This is a genomic window from Paenarthrobacter aurescens (assembly GCF_041549525.1).
Taxonomy (GTDB): domain Bacteria; phylum Actinomycetota; class Actinomycetes; order Actinomycetales; family Micrococcaceae; genus Arthrobacter; species Arthrobacter aurescens.
The window spans coordinates 1,443,133-1,458,591 of sequence record NZ_CP157456.1 but is presented as its reverse complement, the minus strand read 5'-3'; the positions used below and the strand labels follow the sequence as shown (position 1 = coordinate 1,458,591).

Here is a 15,459-nt window from a genome sequence, read left to right as displayed (position 1 = left end):
ACGATATGGTGGCGCCCGTCACGGGCGGGGGTTTCGTGGATTTGTTGGGAATACTGCTCGTTGCGAACGTTTTGCGCATTGTGCTCAGTGATTCAATGGATCATGCGTTTCTCCACCCAAACCCTCCTCCTCCAGCTGGGGGTGGTTCTGCTGGTGGTCCTGCTCAGTGGCACAGTCCACGCCTGGCTGGTGTACGAACGGATCGGTACCGAGGCTGAGAACCAGGCACTCACCCTTGCCAGGACAGTGGCCGCTGATCCTGATATCAGATCCGGTGTCCAAACCATCAGCAAAGAAGAAGGAACACCTCCACCGGACGTTCTGGCTGCCGGTGAGCTCCAAGCTGCGGCCGAAGCTATCAGGGCCCGGACCGGTGCCTTGTTCGTGGTCATCACGGACGAAACCGGGCTGAGGCTGGCACATCCGGAAACCGCCCGACTCGGTGAACGCGTCAGCACGGACCCTTCCGTTGCCTTGGGCGGGCAGGAAATTACTACCCGGAATACAGGAACGCTGGGCCCATCAGCGGGGGCAAAGGTGCCGGTGTACGCGCCGGAGGGCGCAGGAGGCATTGTGGGCGAAGTCAGCGTTGGCTATTCCATTGAGTCGCTAAGCAACAGCCTGGCCCGGGACATTGTGCCCATTGCGCTCACCGCTGGCGGCGCGCTCCTTGCAGGCGCCCTGGCCTCCTTCCTGCTCCGGCGCAGGCTGCAGCGGCTCACCCTGGGTTTGGAACCGGAAGAAATCAGCACCTTGGTCCACGACCAGGTTGCAGTGCTCCAAGGAGTGGATGATGGCGTGATCGGCATCGCCGCGGACGGGCGCATCTCGGTATTCAACGCCGCCGCCGCGCGACTCCTGGACATGCCGGACGCCACTGGTCAGGACTGGGCATCAGCGCCCGTCCCCGAACAGCTCAAACAGCTCACCCGGCCGGCCGCCCGTGATGCCGAAGCCGTTGAAATAGTGGCCGGCGGCCGTGTTCTGGTGGCCAGCGCGCGCAAAGCCTGGCACCGGCAAGAGGACCTGGGCTGGGTGGTCATGTTGCGGGACCGCACGGAATTGCAGCAACTTACCCGCCAACTCGACGCCGTGGGGACCATGTCCGCTGCCCTCCGTGCCCAACGCCACGAGTTCGCCAACCAACTCCACACCATCGCCGGGTTCATGAGCATAGGCCAGCACAACGCCGCCAAAGAGTACCTGGCCAGGATCTCGGCCACGGGGCCTTTGAAGTTCCCTTTGGAACAGGCTCAGTTGCTCCAGGACACCTACCTTCAGGCGTTCATCGGTGCCAAAGGCGTGGAGGCATCAGAGCGTGGTGTGGCCCTCCGCATCGGGCCCGAAACACTGGTCCGTGGTCACGTGGCCGATCCCCAGGACGTGACCACAGTGCTCGGCAACCTGATCGACAACGCGGTGAGCGCCGCCGTCGCCGGCTCCTCAGAGGAGCGCTGGGTGGAGGTTGAACTGCTGGACGATGCCACCCAAACCGGCGGGACCTTGCATATTGTGGTGGGAGATTCAGGGGACGGTTTGGGGAGCCTGGAACCGGAAGAGGTCTTCGCCGAAGGATTTACGACGTCGGATCAACCGGTACGCCCGGGGGCTGGCCAAGGTTTGGGGTTGGCGCTGGTGCGGCAGCTTGCGCGGCGACGCGGCGGTGACGTCCGGGTCCTGGAGCCCGGAGCCAAGGGCGGTCCGGGCGCAGTGTTCATGGCCACCATCCCTGGGGTCATGGATTCCGCAGAGCACGCAAGCATGGAAACCGACTCGACGGTGCGGGAGGACAGCAATGGCTGAAGATTTGCGGGTTTTGATTGTGGACGATGACTTCCACGTGGCAAGGCTCCACGCAGCTTATGTGGATTCCGTGGCCGGTTTCATGGCCTTGGCGCCGGCGGGCTCCGTCTCCCAGGCATTACAGGCCATTCACAGCCTTCGCCCGGATCTGGTGCTGTTGGACGTCTATTTGCCCGATGGCTCCGGCTTGGACCTGCTGGGCCAGTTGGACGTGGACGCGGTGATGCTGACGGCCGCCTCGGACGCCCAGTCCATCAGAGTTGCCTTGCGGCGCGGCGCCCTGGGCTACATGTTGAAGCCCTTCACCGCCGAGTCCCTCTCCCAACAGCTGAGGTCCTATGCGCGGTATCGCCGCATCCTCGGTCAACAAACAGCCGTTGACCAAGTCACCATTGAGCGCGCCAAACGCTCCCTGATTCCAGGCGACGTCACACCGTCAGCCAAACCTCGTTCAGCCACGGAAGCTGCAGTCCTGGAATCGTTGCTTCCCGGCGAGCAGTATTCAGCCGCCGAGGTCGCTGAGAGGGTTGGCGTTTCCCGCGCCACAGCGCAAAGGTACCTGTCCTCGCTCGCGGACGATGGCGCAGTCGAGATTCAACTGCGCTACGGAACCACCGGCCGTCCGGAACACCGCTACGGCATCCCCGGCTGACCCGACTGTCCCGACTGAGCAGCAGTTCAGGCCGTTATGAACGCCAAACGACCTGAACTGACACTTGGTTGGGTGTTTAGGCGGACTTTTGCGCCACGAGTTCAATCTCCACGAGCATTTCGGGATCGAGGAACGGCAGCACGTGCACCAGGGCCAGCGTGGGGCGGATCTCGCCGAACACCTCACCGTGGGCCCGGCCGGCTTCTTCCCATTTGCTGATGTCCGTCAGGTACAGCTTGGACTGGACAACATCCTCGTAAGAGAAGCCGGCGTCCTCCAAAACAGTGCCGAGCTTCTCCAGGATGTACTTGGTTTGCGAGTAGAAATCATCGCCAACTATGCCCTCAGCCCCGGAAGCAGCCGTGGCCGAAATGAAGAGAGTGTTATCCACCTGGACTGCGCGGGAGTAACCCAGGGTCTGCTCCCAGACCGAGCCCGTGCCGAATGTCTTGCGCATGCCGCGCCTTTCCTGTCGGTTCGCACGGTCCGTTGACCGGCGTTTACGAAGGAAACTTTATGACTGCGGCAGGTCCAGCCGGTAAACGAACAGCTTTATGTCGGTGCCGGGAACAAACCAGTCACGGTGAGGTGCACGGTCAAAGCCGGTGCGCGCATAGAGGGCGTTGGCGCTTTCCCACGTGGCGCCCGTGGTCAGGGAAACAGCGTTGATCCCATCCATGGACTTGGCTTGTTCGACGACGGCCTGCACCAACGCACGGCCTGCCCCCGAACGCTGGACTGCCGGATCCACCACAAGCGTGCGGAGTTCCAGCTCGTCCTCGAGGCCGATGTCGGAAAAACCGCCACCTGCCGGTGCCGCCGTTACCGAGCCGATGACCTCGCCGTTGCGCTCCGCCACCAGGATCTTTGCGTGTTCCGCGCGTCCGGCCACGTCCTGAAGCTTCTTCAGGTACGGGTGATCGGCGTCGCCGTAGTACCCCGCGGTGACGTAGGACTCCTGCGTAATGCGGGCAACGGCGTCGTAGTCTTCGGGCAGGGCGGGACGGACGGTAATCGTGGAAAGCACCTACCAATGGTAGTGGGGCTTCACCCGCCAAAGGCGCTATATGCCCCTTTCCGTGATGGAACTATCAGTCAATCAAGGAACGCACGACGCCGGATTGGTGGCCGCGCGCTGCGCCGCCCAAGGTTCGATGGGCTGCTTTTGTGTTGCCTCGCGTGGCGTCGAATTGAGTTCCGTTGCGTGCGGTGAACCCCGGTTTCCTGCTGTTGCGCAGACATGTCGGGCTGCTGGCAAAGGCCTTTGGGCCCGTGCTTGAGTTGCCACACAGCAGCCGCCAAACGTCCTGACCAGAGGAGCAACCATGACCCCGCCAGCCCGCCACCTTCACCTCAACGCCTTCCTGATGAGCACCGGACATCACGAAGCATCATGGCGCCTACCGGAGAGTGACCCCCTCGCATCCACCAAGGTGGAGCACTACCAGCACTTGGCCCGCACAGCCGAACGGGGAAAACTGGACTCCATCTTCTTCGCGGACTCCCCCGTCCTTTTCGGTGAAGTGGGCCGCCGCCCGGCCGGGAAGCTGGAGCCCACCGTGCTGCTGACGGCCATCGCCGCAGCAACGCAGAAGATCGGCCTGATTGCCACCGCGTCCACCACCTATAACGACCCCTTCAACCTCGCCCGCCGCTTCGCATCCGTTGACTGGGTCAGCGGAGGCCGCGCCGGTTGGAACGTTGTGACCACCGCCGGGCCCGATGCCGCGCGGAACTTCGGCGTAGATGACCAGCCGGCACACGCAGTGCGGTATGAACGGGCAGCAGAATTCATTGAGGTCGCCCAAAAGCTCTGGGACAGCTGGGACGACGACGCCATCCTGGCCGACAAAGCCGACGGAGTCTGGGGTGATGACACAAAGATCCGCACGGTGGACCACGAGGGTAAGCACTTCCGGGTCCGCGGCCCACTGAACGTCCCCCGCTCCCCCCAAGGTCATCCGCTGATTGTGCAGGCCGGGTCATCGGAAAACGGCAAGAACCTGGCAGCACAGTATGCCGAAGCCGTGTTCACCGCCCACCAGACCCTCAAAGATGCCCAGGCGTTCTATGCAGACCTGAAGGCACGCACCGCAGCCGTGGGCCGGGACCCGGAAGGCATCAAAATCCTGCCGGGAATCGTCCCGGTGATCGGTTCAACCGAAGCTGAGGCCCTCAAACTGGAGCGCGAACTGGACCACCTCATCAAGCCCGAGTACGCCCGTGAACAGCTGGCCAAGACCCTTCGTTTGGCTCCTGAGGACCTTCCCCTGGACCGCCAGCTGCCTGCGGACCTGCCCTCTGAGGATGAAATCGAGGGGGCCAAGAGCCGCTATACGCTCATTGTGGAACTGGCCAGGCGTGAACAGCTCACCGTCCGGCAGCTGATTGGTCGCCTCGGTGGCGGACGTGGCCACCGGACCTTCTCCGGTACGCCGGAACAGGTTGCCGACGCCATCCAGGAATGGTTTTATGCCGGAGCAGCCGATGGCTTCAACATCATGCCTCCGGTGCTCCCCTCAGGTTTGGAAATCTTCGTGGACCAGGTGGTGCCCATCCTTCAGCAGCGTGGACTGTTCCGCACCGAATACACAGCAACCACCTTGCGGGGGCACTACGGTTTGGCGCGCCCGGAGAACCGTTACGCCGGGAACGCCCCGAGGGAACTCACGTCCATCGGTTCTGCGTTCTGACGTGCGCGGTGGTTTCTGACGTAGCGGCTCTGCGTTAGCGGCTGCTTAGCGTTTCGGCCAGCTCCACGACGGGCCTTCCAACGCTCCCAGGCCCTTGATCCGGGTCTCACCGAGGTCCTTATACAGCTCATGCTCATGGGCGGACCCACTGTCCCGGAGAGCTTTGAGCAGGGCTTCGGAGTGGGTCACCACAATCATCTGGCTGTTGGCACTGGCTTGGACAATCAGTCCGGCCAGTGCCGGCATCAGATCAACGTGGAGGCTGGTCTCGGGTTCATTCAGCACCATGAGCTCCGGGGGCCGCGGCGTCAGCAACGCAGCGGTGAGCAGCAGAAAGCGCAAGGTCCCGTCCGAGAGCTCAGCAGCTTTCATGGGCCGCAGCATGCCGGGTTGACGCAGCTCCACACTGAACCGTCCGTCGCTGATGGCAATTTCCAGCCGGCTTCCGGGAAAAGCGTGATCGACGGCGGCATCGAGTTGCCGCTCAAAGCCCACCTCACGCAGTGTCTGCAGAGCCGCCGCCAAGTCCCTGCCCGTATGGTGCAGCACGGGCGTGCGGGTCCCGATCTGTTCTTGCCGGGCGGGAGCCTCGGCATCTGTGCGGAAGTGATCGTAAAACCGCCATGACCGTACCGAGTCCCGGACCCGCAGGACTTCCGGAGCCCGGTCCTGGTCCGAGACCTCTGTTAGCAGGCTCTGAAAAGTGTCCAAACGCCGGGAGAGCTCGGCCCATTCGCCATCCGGTCCACGCAGCTTGGCCAGGCTGCCCCTGCGGTCCACCAACAACGAACCGGGGCGTGCCACCGGGCCGGAAAAGATCTGCTCCCGTTTGATCTCCGGATCCAAGCTGAACGCCGAGGGCCGGGAACGGCCCGTTTCGGGGTCAAAACCGGCACCGCTGGATACCGGCATGCCAAGGTCCACCAAGTATCCGAAGTCATCGCCGGAGTAGCCCAGTTTCAAGTTCACGGACTCCCGGCGCACTGTTCCCTGGACGGGCACTTCGCCACGGCGCATTGCCTCGCTGATGGACTCCGGCCCGGCCCACAAGGTGGACGCCAGCCCGCCATCCCGGGCCAAGGAGCCCACCACGTTTCCGGAATCTCCCCCGGCACACTCGGCCAACAGCCTCAGTGCCCGGTAGAGGGAGGACTTCCCGCTGCCATTGGCCCCGGTCACGATGTCCAAGCCATGCAGTTCCATTGCGAGGTCCCGGATGGAACGGTAGTTGGCGATGGCGAGTGCTTTGATCATTGCCGGATGCTCACCGGTTGTGAGTCAGTGGCTGACTGATGATCACAGCGGGAACTTGCCGGACAATTCCAAGGCTCCGGCGCACATCCAGGATGCCAAGCGATCCTCCATGCTTGGACCGCCATCGAGCGGGCTCTCCAAGCGCGGACGCCGCACCCAGCAGCCGGCTTCTTCCGCGATCAGGGCCCCTGCAGCGAAGTCGTGCTCGTTGAGGCCCCGTTCCCCGTAGGCGTCAAAGGTGCCGTCCGCCACGAGGCAAAGATCCAGCGCGGCCGATCCCAGGCGCCGGACATCAGCGAAACCATCCATGAGACCGGCGAGGCCCTCAGATTGGCTTGCCCGGGTGGCGGGGTCGTAGCTGAAGCCTGTGGCCAGGATAAGCCCGGTGCGTCCTGAGACCGGTCCCGTCAGGGGCGTGGTCTCTCCGCCGGCTTCCATCCACGCACCAAGCCCACGGGAAGCGAAGTAGATGCGTCCCAACGCCGGTGCATGAACAACGCCGGCCTGCCAGACGCCGTCGGAATCGGCTACCGCAACGGAGGTGGCGTAGTAAACGATGTTGCGGATGAAGTTGGTAGTCCCGTCCAGGGGATCTATGGACCAGCGGTAGCCCGAGGGTTGCCCGGGACGTGTGGTTCCATGTTCCTCCCCTGTGATGGTGTCATGAGGCCGCTCGGCAGTGATGGCTTCACGGACCGCGTTCTCTGCCGCAACGTCATAGGCGGTGACCCAATCTCCGGCCTCGCCTTTGTTGCTGGTTTCCAGGCCGTCGCCGCCGGTGCCGGTGGCAGAGCGCTGCGCGAGTACGGCTGCCCCTGCGGCGGCGGCACGTTTGGCTACTTCAAGAAGTTCCTTGGCGTCGGTCATTCCGAGGCCTCTTGCACTGATGCTTCATCCGTCCCGGTTTGCGCCGGCCCGTTGGCCAGGAGCTCGCGGAAGCCGTCCTCGTCCAGCACCGGGACACCCAACTGTTCGGCCTTGTCCAGCTTGGTACCGGCGCTCTCACCGGCCACCAGATAGCTGGTGTTCTTGGAGACAGATCCTGATGCTTTGCCGCCACGGATGATGATGGCTTCCTTCGCTTCATCCCGGCTGAAGTTGGGCAGAGTGCCAGTGACTACCACTGTGAGCCCTTCGAGGGTGCGCGGCATTGACGTGTCCCGTTCGTCCTCCATCCGCACCCCGGCAGCGGCCCAGCTGTCCACGATCTCGTTGTGCCAGTCCACAGCGAACCATTCTTTAAGCGCCACGGCAATGGTGGAGCCAACGCCGTCGACGTGGGCCATCTGCTCTTCGGTGGCGTTGCGGATGGCGTCCATGCTGCCGAACGCGGTAGCGAGGGCTCGTGATGCCGTTGGGCCCACGTGCCTGATGGAAAGAGCCACCAGAACGCGCCAGAGTGGCTGCTTCTTGGCTTTCTCCAGTTCCACGAAGAGTTTCTCTGTGGTGGCCGTGGGCTTGGACGGAGACTTGGCTGTTCCCTTGGTGTAGAAGTACGGCACAAGCTCGTACTCGCCGGCGCCCACGCCCTTGGAGCGCTTCTCCCTGCGGATCAGCACATTCGCCAAGTCCTCACGGGTGAGGCTGAAAAGACCGGCTTCACTGGTGAGCGGCGGCGTTTCAGGCTCTGCAGGCTGGGTAAGGGCGATTGCCGCCTCCCACCCAAGCGCTTCAATATCGAACGCTCCGCGCCCGGCCAGGTGGAACACCCGCTCCCGAAGCTGAGAGGGGCAGGATTTGGCGTTGGGGCAACGGATGTCCACGTCGCCTTCCTTCGACGGCGCCAGGGGCGTCCCACAGGACGGGCATTCGGTGGGCATCACAAACTCGCGCACCGGCGGATCCTGCTTCTCGCGAAGCGCCAACACTGGCCCAACGATCTCCGGAATGACGTCCCCGGCCTTGCGGAGAATCACGATGTCGCCGATCATGACGCCCTTGGCCTTGACCACGTCCTGGTTGTGCAGGGTGGCCATTCCAACGGTGGATCCGGCAACCTTGACCGGCTCCATGAGGCCAAAAGGAGTTACGCGACCCGTGCGGCCAACGTTGACTGCAATGTCCAGGAGCTTGGTGTGAACTTCTTCCGGCGGGTACTTGTAGGCGGCAGCCCACCTGGGGACCCTGGAGGTGTAACCGAGCGCCCGCTGGGTAGCGAAGTCGTCTATCTTGACCACAATGCCATCGATCTCGTGCAGGAGCTTATGACGGCGCTCCCCGTAATCGGCAATGTATTTCAGGACCTCGTCAAAGGTATCCAGCACCTTCAGATACGGGCTGACAGGGAGGCCCCATTCTTCGAGGAGCTTGTACGTTTCGGACTGGCTCTTGGCCTGAAGACCTTCCCGGGCACCGATGCCGTGGACGAACATGCTCAGGGGCCGCTTGGCGGTTTCAGCTGGATCCTTTTGCCGGAGCGAACCAGCGGCAGCGTTACGGGGGTTCGCCAGCGGCGCCTTGCCGGCGGCCACCAGCGATTCATTGAACTCCACAAACGCCTTGGAAGGAATGAATACCTCGCCACGGATTTCCACTTCCGAGGGGTATCCCGATCCACTGAGCTGGCGTGGGATCTCCTTGATGGTCAGGACGTTGTGGGTAATGTCCTCCCCCGTGGTGCCGTCGCCACGGGTTGCTGCACGGACCAGTTTCCCGTCCCTGTACAGCAGATTGACGGCAAGGCCATCGATCTTCAGTTCGGTCAGCCAGGCAATGGGCGGAACGGAATCACCAAGTTTGGCCACTGATGCCTCTGCCTTGCGGACCCAGGCCTCGAGCTCGTCCAAGGAGAAGACGTCATCGAGGCTGTACATCCGTTGCAGGTGCTCCACCGCAGCAAAAGCAGCCGAAACTTCGCCGCCGACTTCCTGGGTGGGCGAATCATTGGAAACAAGCTCCGGGTGAAGCGCTTCCAGTTCTTCCAGCCGCCGGTAGAGTTCATCGAACTCAGCATCGGAGACCGTTGGCGAGTCTTCCTGGTAGTAGGCGTAACGGTACTTACGGACAAGGTCCGCCAATTGCTCGTACTCGTCCCGCAGGGTCTCCGACGGCGGAGTCCCCTCCTCAGCAACAATCGCCCCGACGGCGTCCTGACGTGTGGTTTCTACCGGATCCGGATTCTCTGGTGTGCTCACAGGACTATCTTGCCGTAACCCGCCGACATTAAAGAGCCGTTAGTGCGACGAGAGCCTGTTCTTGCTCCACAGCGCAAAGGCCAGCCCTCCCAGACCCACCACCAGAACAGCGCCCAGAAGCCCGAAAAGACCCAGCATGTTCGGACCTGTGAATGAGCTGGAGGTCATGGTGGCCGCTTGGGTTTCCTTGTCCTTGTCCACCGGCACATTCCAATTGGAGGAAGGACTTGCGCTACTTGAGCTGTGACTTACGGGGGGTGAAGCCGACGCCGTTGGGGACGCAGTGGCCGACGCCGAGGCTTCCCCCTCGCTTGCGGTGGGGCTGGCAGAGTTCGACGCCGGATTGGGCACCTGGGGTGCCACGGTGACCGTCTGGGGCACCGCGGGTTGCTGTGGAACCTGGACTGGCGGCTGTTGGGGCTGAACGTCGGGAGCCGGCAGAGCAGGTGCCTGCACAGGAGGCGCTTGGATGGGAGGTACCGGCGCTTGCTGCGTTTCCCGGTCCCTGCCCGGCTCCGGATTGGGCAAGGGCTTATTGCCCTCCTCCGGAGCCAGCCCGGGCTGCGTGGGCGTCGGATCCTCGGTTCCCTCAGTGGGAGCGCAGGAGAAGCGACCATCGCAAGGCCCGGCGTGGGCGGCTGTAACGGGTGCCAGCAGCAATCCAACAGCGAGCAGCGCAGCTGGAACGAGGGATTGACGCATGTATGTAGCCTCCTAGCTACGTTTTTCAGAGCATCCTAGCTTCGGTTTTCAGGCGGCATGGCGATTTGGAGCTTGCGTACCTTTCCACGTCCCACAATGTACCCGCGGCCCGGGATGAAGTCCTTGCTGATCCGGCCCAGGGAGGTGTTGAGGAGGGTGTCACCTTCAACGTCCCCGGGGTTGAGCAGGAGTCCGCGGCGTCCGGATTTGAACGGCTGGGCAAGTGACCATGCCTGGGACCAGGTGGAGGTCTCGGACTCACCAACCACCCACTGGTCAGCCTTGATGGCCGCCGTCACCAGACGTCCTACCCCGGATTCCGCCAAGGTATCCGTGAACTCTGTCAGGCCCTCGATGAAGATCGCCATGGTGCCGGGGTTATCCGCGGCTTTGTCGATCAGGTCATCCACCACGTCCGAGACTTCGTCAGGTCCCACCAATGACCTGCTCCAGATGTTCAGCGATGCCACGGCCGATCGCCGGGAACCAATGTAGATCAGGTCAGTGCGCGGGTTGGAGCGCCGCAAGGCGTAGGCCAGGGTGACAAGTGCCACGGTGCGTCCGGCACCCGGAGGACCTGCCAGCAGGAGGGATCCCTTGGCCGCGATGGCCGCCGAACCCAGTGTCTCGTCGTCGACACCAATGACGGGGTTGTCCGGGGCACCGGTGGGCAGGATGTCCAGGTCCACGAGCTCCGGCAGCCGCTGAATTTGGGGTGCCTGTTCGAGGCCTTGGCGCAGCATCGCCTGGCTGAGCTTGACCACTTCACGGGCTTGGAGGGCAAGGTTCGAGTTTCCTCCCAGTACGGCGAGTTGAACTTCGAGCCCGTCCAGCAGGCCACGCCCCGGCGGCGATGCGGCGTTGAGGACATCCTTGGGAACATCAAGGGTCATGTAGTCGTCTTCGGAACTCAAACGCAGGACCAGCCGCTTTTGAATGGACGCAAGGAGCGAGGCAGGAACGGAGTTGGTTCGGTCACCGCTGACAACCAGATGGATGCCCAGGGGCCGCCCGTCAGTGGCAAGTGTCAGGAAGATGTCCCACAACGCAGACAAGTTGCTGTACTCGTAGGATTCACGGAAGGAGGACATACCGTCCACCAGGATGAAGATGCGCTTTTCATCCGGCCTGTTGGCGAGCTGGCGGTACTCCACAATGGTGGAGGCCCGGACCTCGGCAAACCGTGCAGCGCGGTCATCCGCCACTTCCTTGAGCCAGCGAAGCAACCGGCCAACACGCTCGACGTCGTCCCCGTTGATGATTTCACCAACGTGAGGCAAGCCGTCAAGCATTTTCAGTCCTGAGGAACCACAGTCGACGCCGTAGACGTGCACGGGACCGCCACGCGGAGTCACGGCCGCTGCGATGGCAATGCCGCGCAGGGCCGCCGACTTACCGGATCCACCCGTGCCGTAAACGGCCATATTGCCGTCCTTGTCCGGCTCGTAGAACACGGTGGGCTGGTCCTGGTGCGCGGGATCGTCCGCCACGCCCAGCAGGAGCCGCTCATCGGTCCGCGGATTGGGCAGCTTTGAGAAGTCGTAGGTGGTGGCGAGCTCGTTCAGCCAAGGCTTCCGGGGAGGTTCAATGGACAGAATGTCAGCTGCCCTAATGATGTTTCCGGTCATCCTTGCAATGTCGTTGGGACCGGCGGGTTCTTCTTCCACCTGCGAGACCAATGGCGGTTCCCACGTGGGGCCGGATCCGAAGGCCATCTCTACGATGTCGATCCTGGGACGCTGAGGCTTTTCGGTGGTCCAACCTCCGGCATAGCCGGTTTGGAAACCCTGGATACGGCCCGGGCCTGTCTTCGCAGCACCACGGCCCGGAATGGACGGATCAAAGTACGCCGCAGTGGGAACGCCCAAAATGTCCGTGGCATCCACTTCGTCGGCCATGCGCAAGGCGACACGAAGGTTGGTGTTGGCGCGCAGGTTGTCCTTGATGACACCGGCGGGCCGTTGCGTGGCCAGAATCAAGTGCAGTCCCAAGGACCGGCCACGGGCAGCGACATCCACCACACCATCGACGAACTCGGGAACTTCCGTGGCGAGCGCCGCGAATTCGTCAACGATGATGATGAGGTAGGGAGGCGCCTCAGGATCGGCTTCGCGCTGCAACGCCAGCAGGTCCTTGGCTTTCTTCCGGTTCAGGAGACGCTCACGGTAGTGAAGCTCGGCGCGGAGTGAGGTCAGGGCCCGGCGCACCAGGTGCGGAGACAAGTCCGTTACCAGTCCAACGGTGTGCGGCAGGTGCAGGCAGTCGGCAAAGGCGGCACCGCCCTTGTAGTCCACGAACAGGAAGCTCACACGGTCCGGGCTGTACGCCGCGGCCATGCCCATCACCCAGGATTGCAGGAACTCGGACTTGCCGGCACCGGTGGTTCCGCCCACCAACGCGTGCGGACCTTCGTTCTTGAGGTCGAGGTAAAACGGCTCCACGCCTTTGGAACCAACCAGCGCGCGGAGGCTGCCGTTGTCCTTCCGGTTGGGCACGGCTGTGGCGTGGACGGAGTTGTTCTCCTGCCAGCGTTCCGCCACAGCCTGGGGGTTGTCCATCAGTTCCTTGCCGATCAACGTGGCGTAGGAAACGGCGCGCGGGAGGTCGGAATCGTCGTCGAGCGGGTTTCCAACGTCCACCAGCGGCGACATCATCCGGGCCAACTGGGTGGCAAGCTCCGCATCGAGGCTTTCGCAGCTCACGGGGTAGGTGTGGCGGCCCAAACGGACCTGGCCCGTGGTGGTTCCGTGGTCACCATCAACGGAGAGGAAGTCACGGCACGCCGCCGGAAGGGACTGCACATTGGCGGCCACCCACATGATGTGCACCCCGTAGTCGGGTCCACGTTCCACCAAACGCGTCAGCCGCCCGCGGTCCACGGGGGCATCGTCCTCAACGATCAGCAGGACGGCCGGAACCACGGGACCGGGAATTTCCTCGTGTTCGTTCTTGAGTCCGGGCCGCGGCTGCGGTCCGGGCTCCTTTGCCATGGATTCACGCTCTTCCACGAGGCTTTCGAGCCGGGACAACAAGGCGGCACCGGCACCGGGACCGGCAGCCAAATGATCACCTGAGATGGGGCTGTGGCCTGAACCGACGTGCGGGAGCCATTGCAGCCAGTCCCAGCGCTCACGCGAACGTGCAGATGTCAGTGCTGTGAGGACAACTTCGGCCGGGGAATGAAGCCCCACCAGTTGCAGGACCATGCCGCGGGCAACATCGTCCACCACGCTGCGGTCACCGGCCACGCCGAATGAGCCGGAAGTGCGCAGCTGCGAGACTACAGGCACGCCTTCAATGACGCGGACCTGGGAGAGGCATTCCTGAATTTCACGCATGTACTGCGGTTCGGTTTCGTTGGCACCGGGTTCCTCGAACTGGATGCGCGACGGCGCCGAGCCGAGGCCAAAGCGAACCCCCAGGAAGTGCTGGTGCTCCGGCCTGTGGGTCCAGAGCAGTGGCCCAAGTTTGTAAATGGCGTCAACGGTATCGCTCACCGATGGCGCTTCCTGGAGCCTGACAGCGCGCTCAATGTTCTGCTGCTTATCAATGTCTTCCCGGAAGGCCAGCATGGCGGCTTTGAACTGCTTGTGGCCTTCCTTGGCTTGCCGTTTGCTCTGCATCTTGTGGTCCACATAGTGCCCCACAATGAACAACGGCATCATGGCCATGAAAATCACGGACAGCAGGTTCTGCGTGAACGCGAAGAGCACGCCGCCCATCAGGAGCGGCGCAATCAGCATGATGTACGGGAAAGGCTGGTGTTCCGGGCGCTTGGGACCGGCCGGGGGTACCCGCTTGGGCGACTCAAACCTGGGCAGCACCCGCGGCGAACGGTTGAAGTCCACCAGCGGTGACGACGGACCGCCACCGTGGTTTCGGGACAAAGCCACCACGCCCACGGAAGTATCGCCCAATGTCACGGTGTCGGAGGACTCAAGGGTTGCCCGGGTTACCGGCAGACCATCCATGAGCAGGCCGTTGGCAGAGTTCGTATCCACGATCTCCACGGTTTCGCCCACCGTGATGCGGGCGTGGCGCTTGGAGGTCAGCGGGTCCGATAACCGGATGTCGGCGTCCCGGTCCCGGCCGATGTAGCTGGTGCCGAACGGCAGCGAAAATTCGCGTCCGACGTCGGGCCCTGACATCACGCGCAGGGTCGCCGCTGCCGGTCCCCTGTTGGTTCCGGCCGCGTGGCCGTTGGACGCGAACTGCTCGCTGACTTGGGCGAGGGAGACTTTGGACCCTGGCCTGAGCCCGGATTCCAGCAGGTTGTCCGTGGGCCGCAGGACGTGCCCGGACAAACCTCCCCCAACGAAGGCTTCGTCCACGCTGATGGACAGGTTCGACGGCGGTTCGGTCCCTTTTCGTGCGGGGTCAGCTGCCCACAGCTCCGTAGCAATGTCAGCCACGGTGGCTCGACCATCCACCGTTACGGCGAGGTCCTTTGCCTCGGCAGGGTCACGCCGCAAGGTCAGGCGGAACTTCATCCTTCGTCGACTCCACTCATTTTTTCAAGAAGATGCAGGTCCGCCGGGGTCACCAAATGCGACGTTACGGCGTGTTCCACCAGGCGAGCCCGGCGGTTGGTGGCAAGTTTGCCCACGCCGCCGCGGAGGCCCACGACACCCACGCGGTCCAGTTTGTCGCAGACGTTATCCAGTTTCCGGTTGAAACGGGTCAAGGCCCAGCCCAGCCGCTTGGCTGCTTCGGCAGATGACGGGATGGCGCTGAAGCCGGTGCCGTCACGCCGCAGCATGGGCTCGGCCAAGGCCACAATGAGCGCCTTTTGAGAATCCGTGAAGACCACCGGGCCTATGGTGGTGTCCCCCGCCTGGTCCTCATCACGTGCCTCGTGCCGGAAGGAGGGCGTCTTCAAATGAACAGCGAACTCATAGGTGGTGGGTCCGGCCGTGAAAATCACGTTGGTATGGCTGAACACCAACGGGATCCTCGCCCCGGGCGCCAGCCACGCCTGCATCCCGCCGGAACCATCAGCGACGGTGGCGGAGAGCATGCTGCCCACGTTACTGAGCCACCACATGCCGTCGTAACGGGCTATTTGCAGGAAGCGGCGGTGGAGGTACGGGTTGTCATCGACTTCCAAGTCACCTTCGCGCCCAATATCGAAGATGTCCTCGTCGGATGGTTCGTACCATTCACCACAGAAATCTATTGCTAGATCCCCCATGATCTGTGCCTCCTAGGTCGGCGGTAAGTA

11 protein-coding genes are annotated in these 15,459 nt (G+C 63.0%); 3 read left to right on the top strand and 8 right to left on the bottom strand.

Annotated elements, in window-relative coordinates; genetic code table 11:
- The first annotated feature begins 102 nt into the window (after positions 1–102).
- Both ABI796_RS06765 and ABI796_RS06760 read left to right on the top strand, forming a co-directional pair.
- On the top strand, positions 103–1,803 hold the full coding sequence (locus ABI796_RS06765) for an ATP-binding protein (protein ID WP_141283652.1): 1,701 nt from the start codon (positions 103–105) through the stop codon (positions 1,801–1,803).
- Positions 1,796–2,455, top strand: a complete 660-nt coding sequence (locus tag ABI796_RS06760) for a response regulator (protein ID WP_141283653.1) — start codon at positions 1,796–1,798, stop codon at positions 2,453–2,455. Before ABI796_RS06765 ends, ABI796_RS06760 begins: the two co-directional genes overlap by 8 nt.
- A 76-nt stretch (positions 2,456–2,531) precedes the next feature.
- Here the strand turns inward: ABI796_RS06760 and ABI796_RS06755 are convergent, their stop codons facing one another.
- Positions 2,532–2,912 carry a RidA family protein gene (locus ABI796_RS06755; RefSeq protein ID WP_141283654.1) on the bottom strand — a complete coding sequence of 127 codons (381 nt, stop codon included), beginning with the start codon at positions 2,910–2,912 and terminating at the stop codon, positions 2,532–2,534.
- 57 nt (positions 2,913–2,969) lie between these two features.
- Positions 2,970–3,482, bottom strand: coding sequence for a GNAT family N-acetyltransferase (locus ABI796_RS06750; protein WP_141283655.1), 513 nt, complete (start codon positions 3,480–3,482; stop codon positions 2,970–2,972).
- Positions 3,483–3,780: 298 nt separating this feature from the next.
- On the opposite strand from ABI796_RS06750, the gene ABI796_RS06745 reads away from it, so the two are divergent.
- The gene (locus tag ABI796_RS06745) at positions 3,781–5,148 is read left to right on the top strand and encodes an LLM class flavin-dependent oxidoreductase (RefSeq protein WP_141283656.1); all 1,368 of its coding nucleotides are present in this window, start codon (positions 3,781–3,783) and stop codon (positions 5,146–5,148) included.
- A 45-nt stretch (positions 5,149–5,193) separates the two neighbouring features.
- Here ABI796_RS06745 and ABI796_RS06740 read toward each other — a convergent pair whose 3' ends face one another.
- From ABI796_RS06740 to ABI796_RS06715, 6 genes are read right to left on the bottom strand one after another with little or no spacing between them, the layout of a single operon-like run.
- Positions 5,194–6,402, bottom strand: coding sequence for an AAA family ATPase (locus ABI796_RS06740; RefSeq protein ID WP_141283657.1), 1,209 nt, complete (start codon positions 6,400–6,402; stop codon positions 5,194–5,196).
- A gap of 42 nt (positions 6,403–6,444) precedes the next feature.
- On the bottom strand, positions 6,445–7,269 hold the full coding sequence (locus ABI796_RS06735) for an inositol monophosphatase family protein (protein WP_141283658.1): 825 nt from the start codon (positions 7,267–7,269) through the stop codon (positions 6,445–6,447).
- On the bottom strand, positions 7,266–9,536 hold the full coding sequence (gene ligA / locus ABI796_RS06730; protein ID WP_141283659.1) for an NAD-dependent DNA ligase LigA: 2,271 nt from the start codon (positions 9,534–9,536) through the stop codon (positions 7,266–7,268). The genes ABI796_RS06735 and ligA overlap by 4 nt, the downstream gene beginning before the upstream one ends.
- A 39-nt stretch (positions 9,537–9,575) precedes the next feature.
- On the bottom strand, positions 9,576–10,238 hold the full coding sequence (locus ABI796_RS06725; RefSeq protein ID WP_141283660.1) for a hypothetical protein: 663 nt from the start codon (positions 10,236–10,238) through the stop codon (positions 9,576–9,578).
- A 35-nt stretch (positions 10,239–10,273) separates the two neighbouring features.
- Complete coding sequence (locus tag ABI796_RS06720) at positions 10,274–14,728, bottom strand: FtsK/SpoIIIE domain-containing protein (protein ID WP_141283661.1); 4,455 nt, start codon at positions 14,726–14,728, stop codon at positions 10,274–10,276.
- Positions 14,725–15,429: a hypothetical protein gene (locus tag ABI796_RS06715; RefSeq protein ID WP_141283662.1), complete on the bottom strand. Its 705-nt coding sequence runs from the start codon at positions 15,427–15,429 to the stop codon at positions 14,725–14,727. Before ABI796_RS06715 ends, ABI796_RS06720 begins: the two co-directional genes overlap by 4 nt.
- Positions 15,430–15,459 lie beyond the last annotated feature (30 nt).

Bases quoted from the DNA above. Each gene is read 5' to 3' on its own strand.
- ABI796_RS06715 (WP_141283662.1), bottom strand. From the start codon at position 15,429: ATGGGGGATCTAGCAATAGATTTCTGTGGTGAATGGTACGAACCATCC.
- ABI796_RS06735 (WP_141283658.1), bottom strand. From the start codon at position 7,269: ATGACCGACGCCAAGGAACTTCTTGAAGTAGCCAAACGTGCCGCCGCC.
- ABI796_RS06755 (WP_141283654.1), bottom strand. From the start codon at position 2,912: ATGCGCAAGACATTCGGCACGGGCTCGGTCTGGGAGCAGACCCTGGGT.
- ABI796_RS06725 (WP_141283660.1), bottom strand. From the start codon at position 10,238: ATGCGTCAATCCCTCGTTCCAGCTGCGCTGCTCGCTGTTGGATTGCTG.
- ABI796_RS06760 (WP_141283653.1), top strand. From the start codon at position 1,796: ATGGCTGAAGATTTGCGGGTTTTGATTGTGGACGATGACTTCCACGTG.
- ABI796_RS06720 (WP_141283661.1), bottom strand. From the start codon at position 14,728: ATGAAGTTCCGCCTGACCTTGCGGCGTGACCCTGCCGAGGCAAAGGAC.
- ABI796_RS06745 (WP_141283656.1), top strand. From the start codon at position 3,781: ATGACCCCGCCAGCCCGCCACCTTCACCTCAACGCCTTCCTGATGAGC.
- ABI796_RS06765 (WP_141283652.1), top strand. From the start codon at position 103: ATGCGTTTCTCCACCCAAACCCTCCTCCTCCAGCTGGGGGTGGTTCTG.
- ABI796_RS06740 (WP_141283657.1), bottom strand. From the start codon at position 6,402: ATGATCAAAGCACTCGCCATCGCCAACTACCGTTCCATCCGGGACCTC.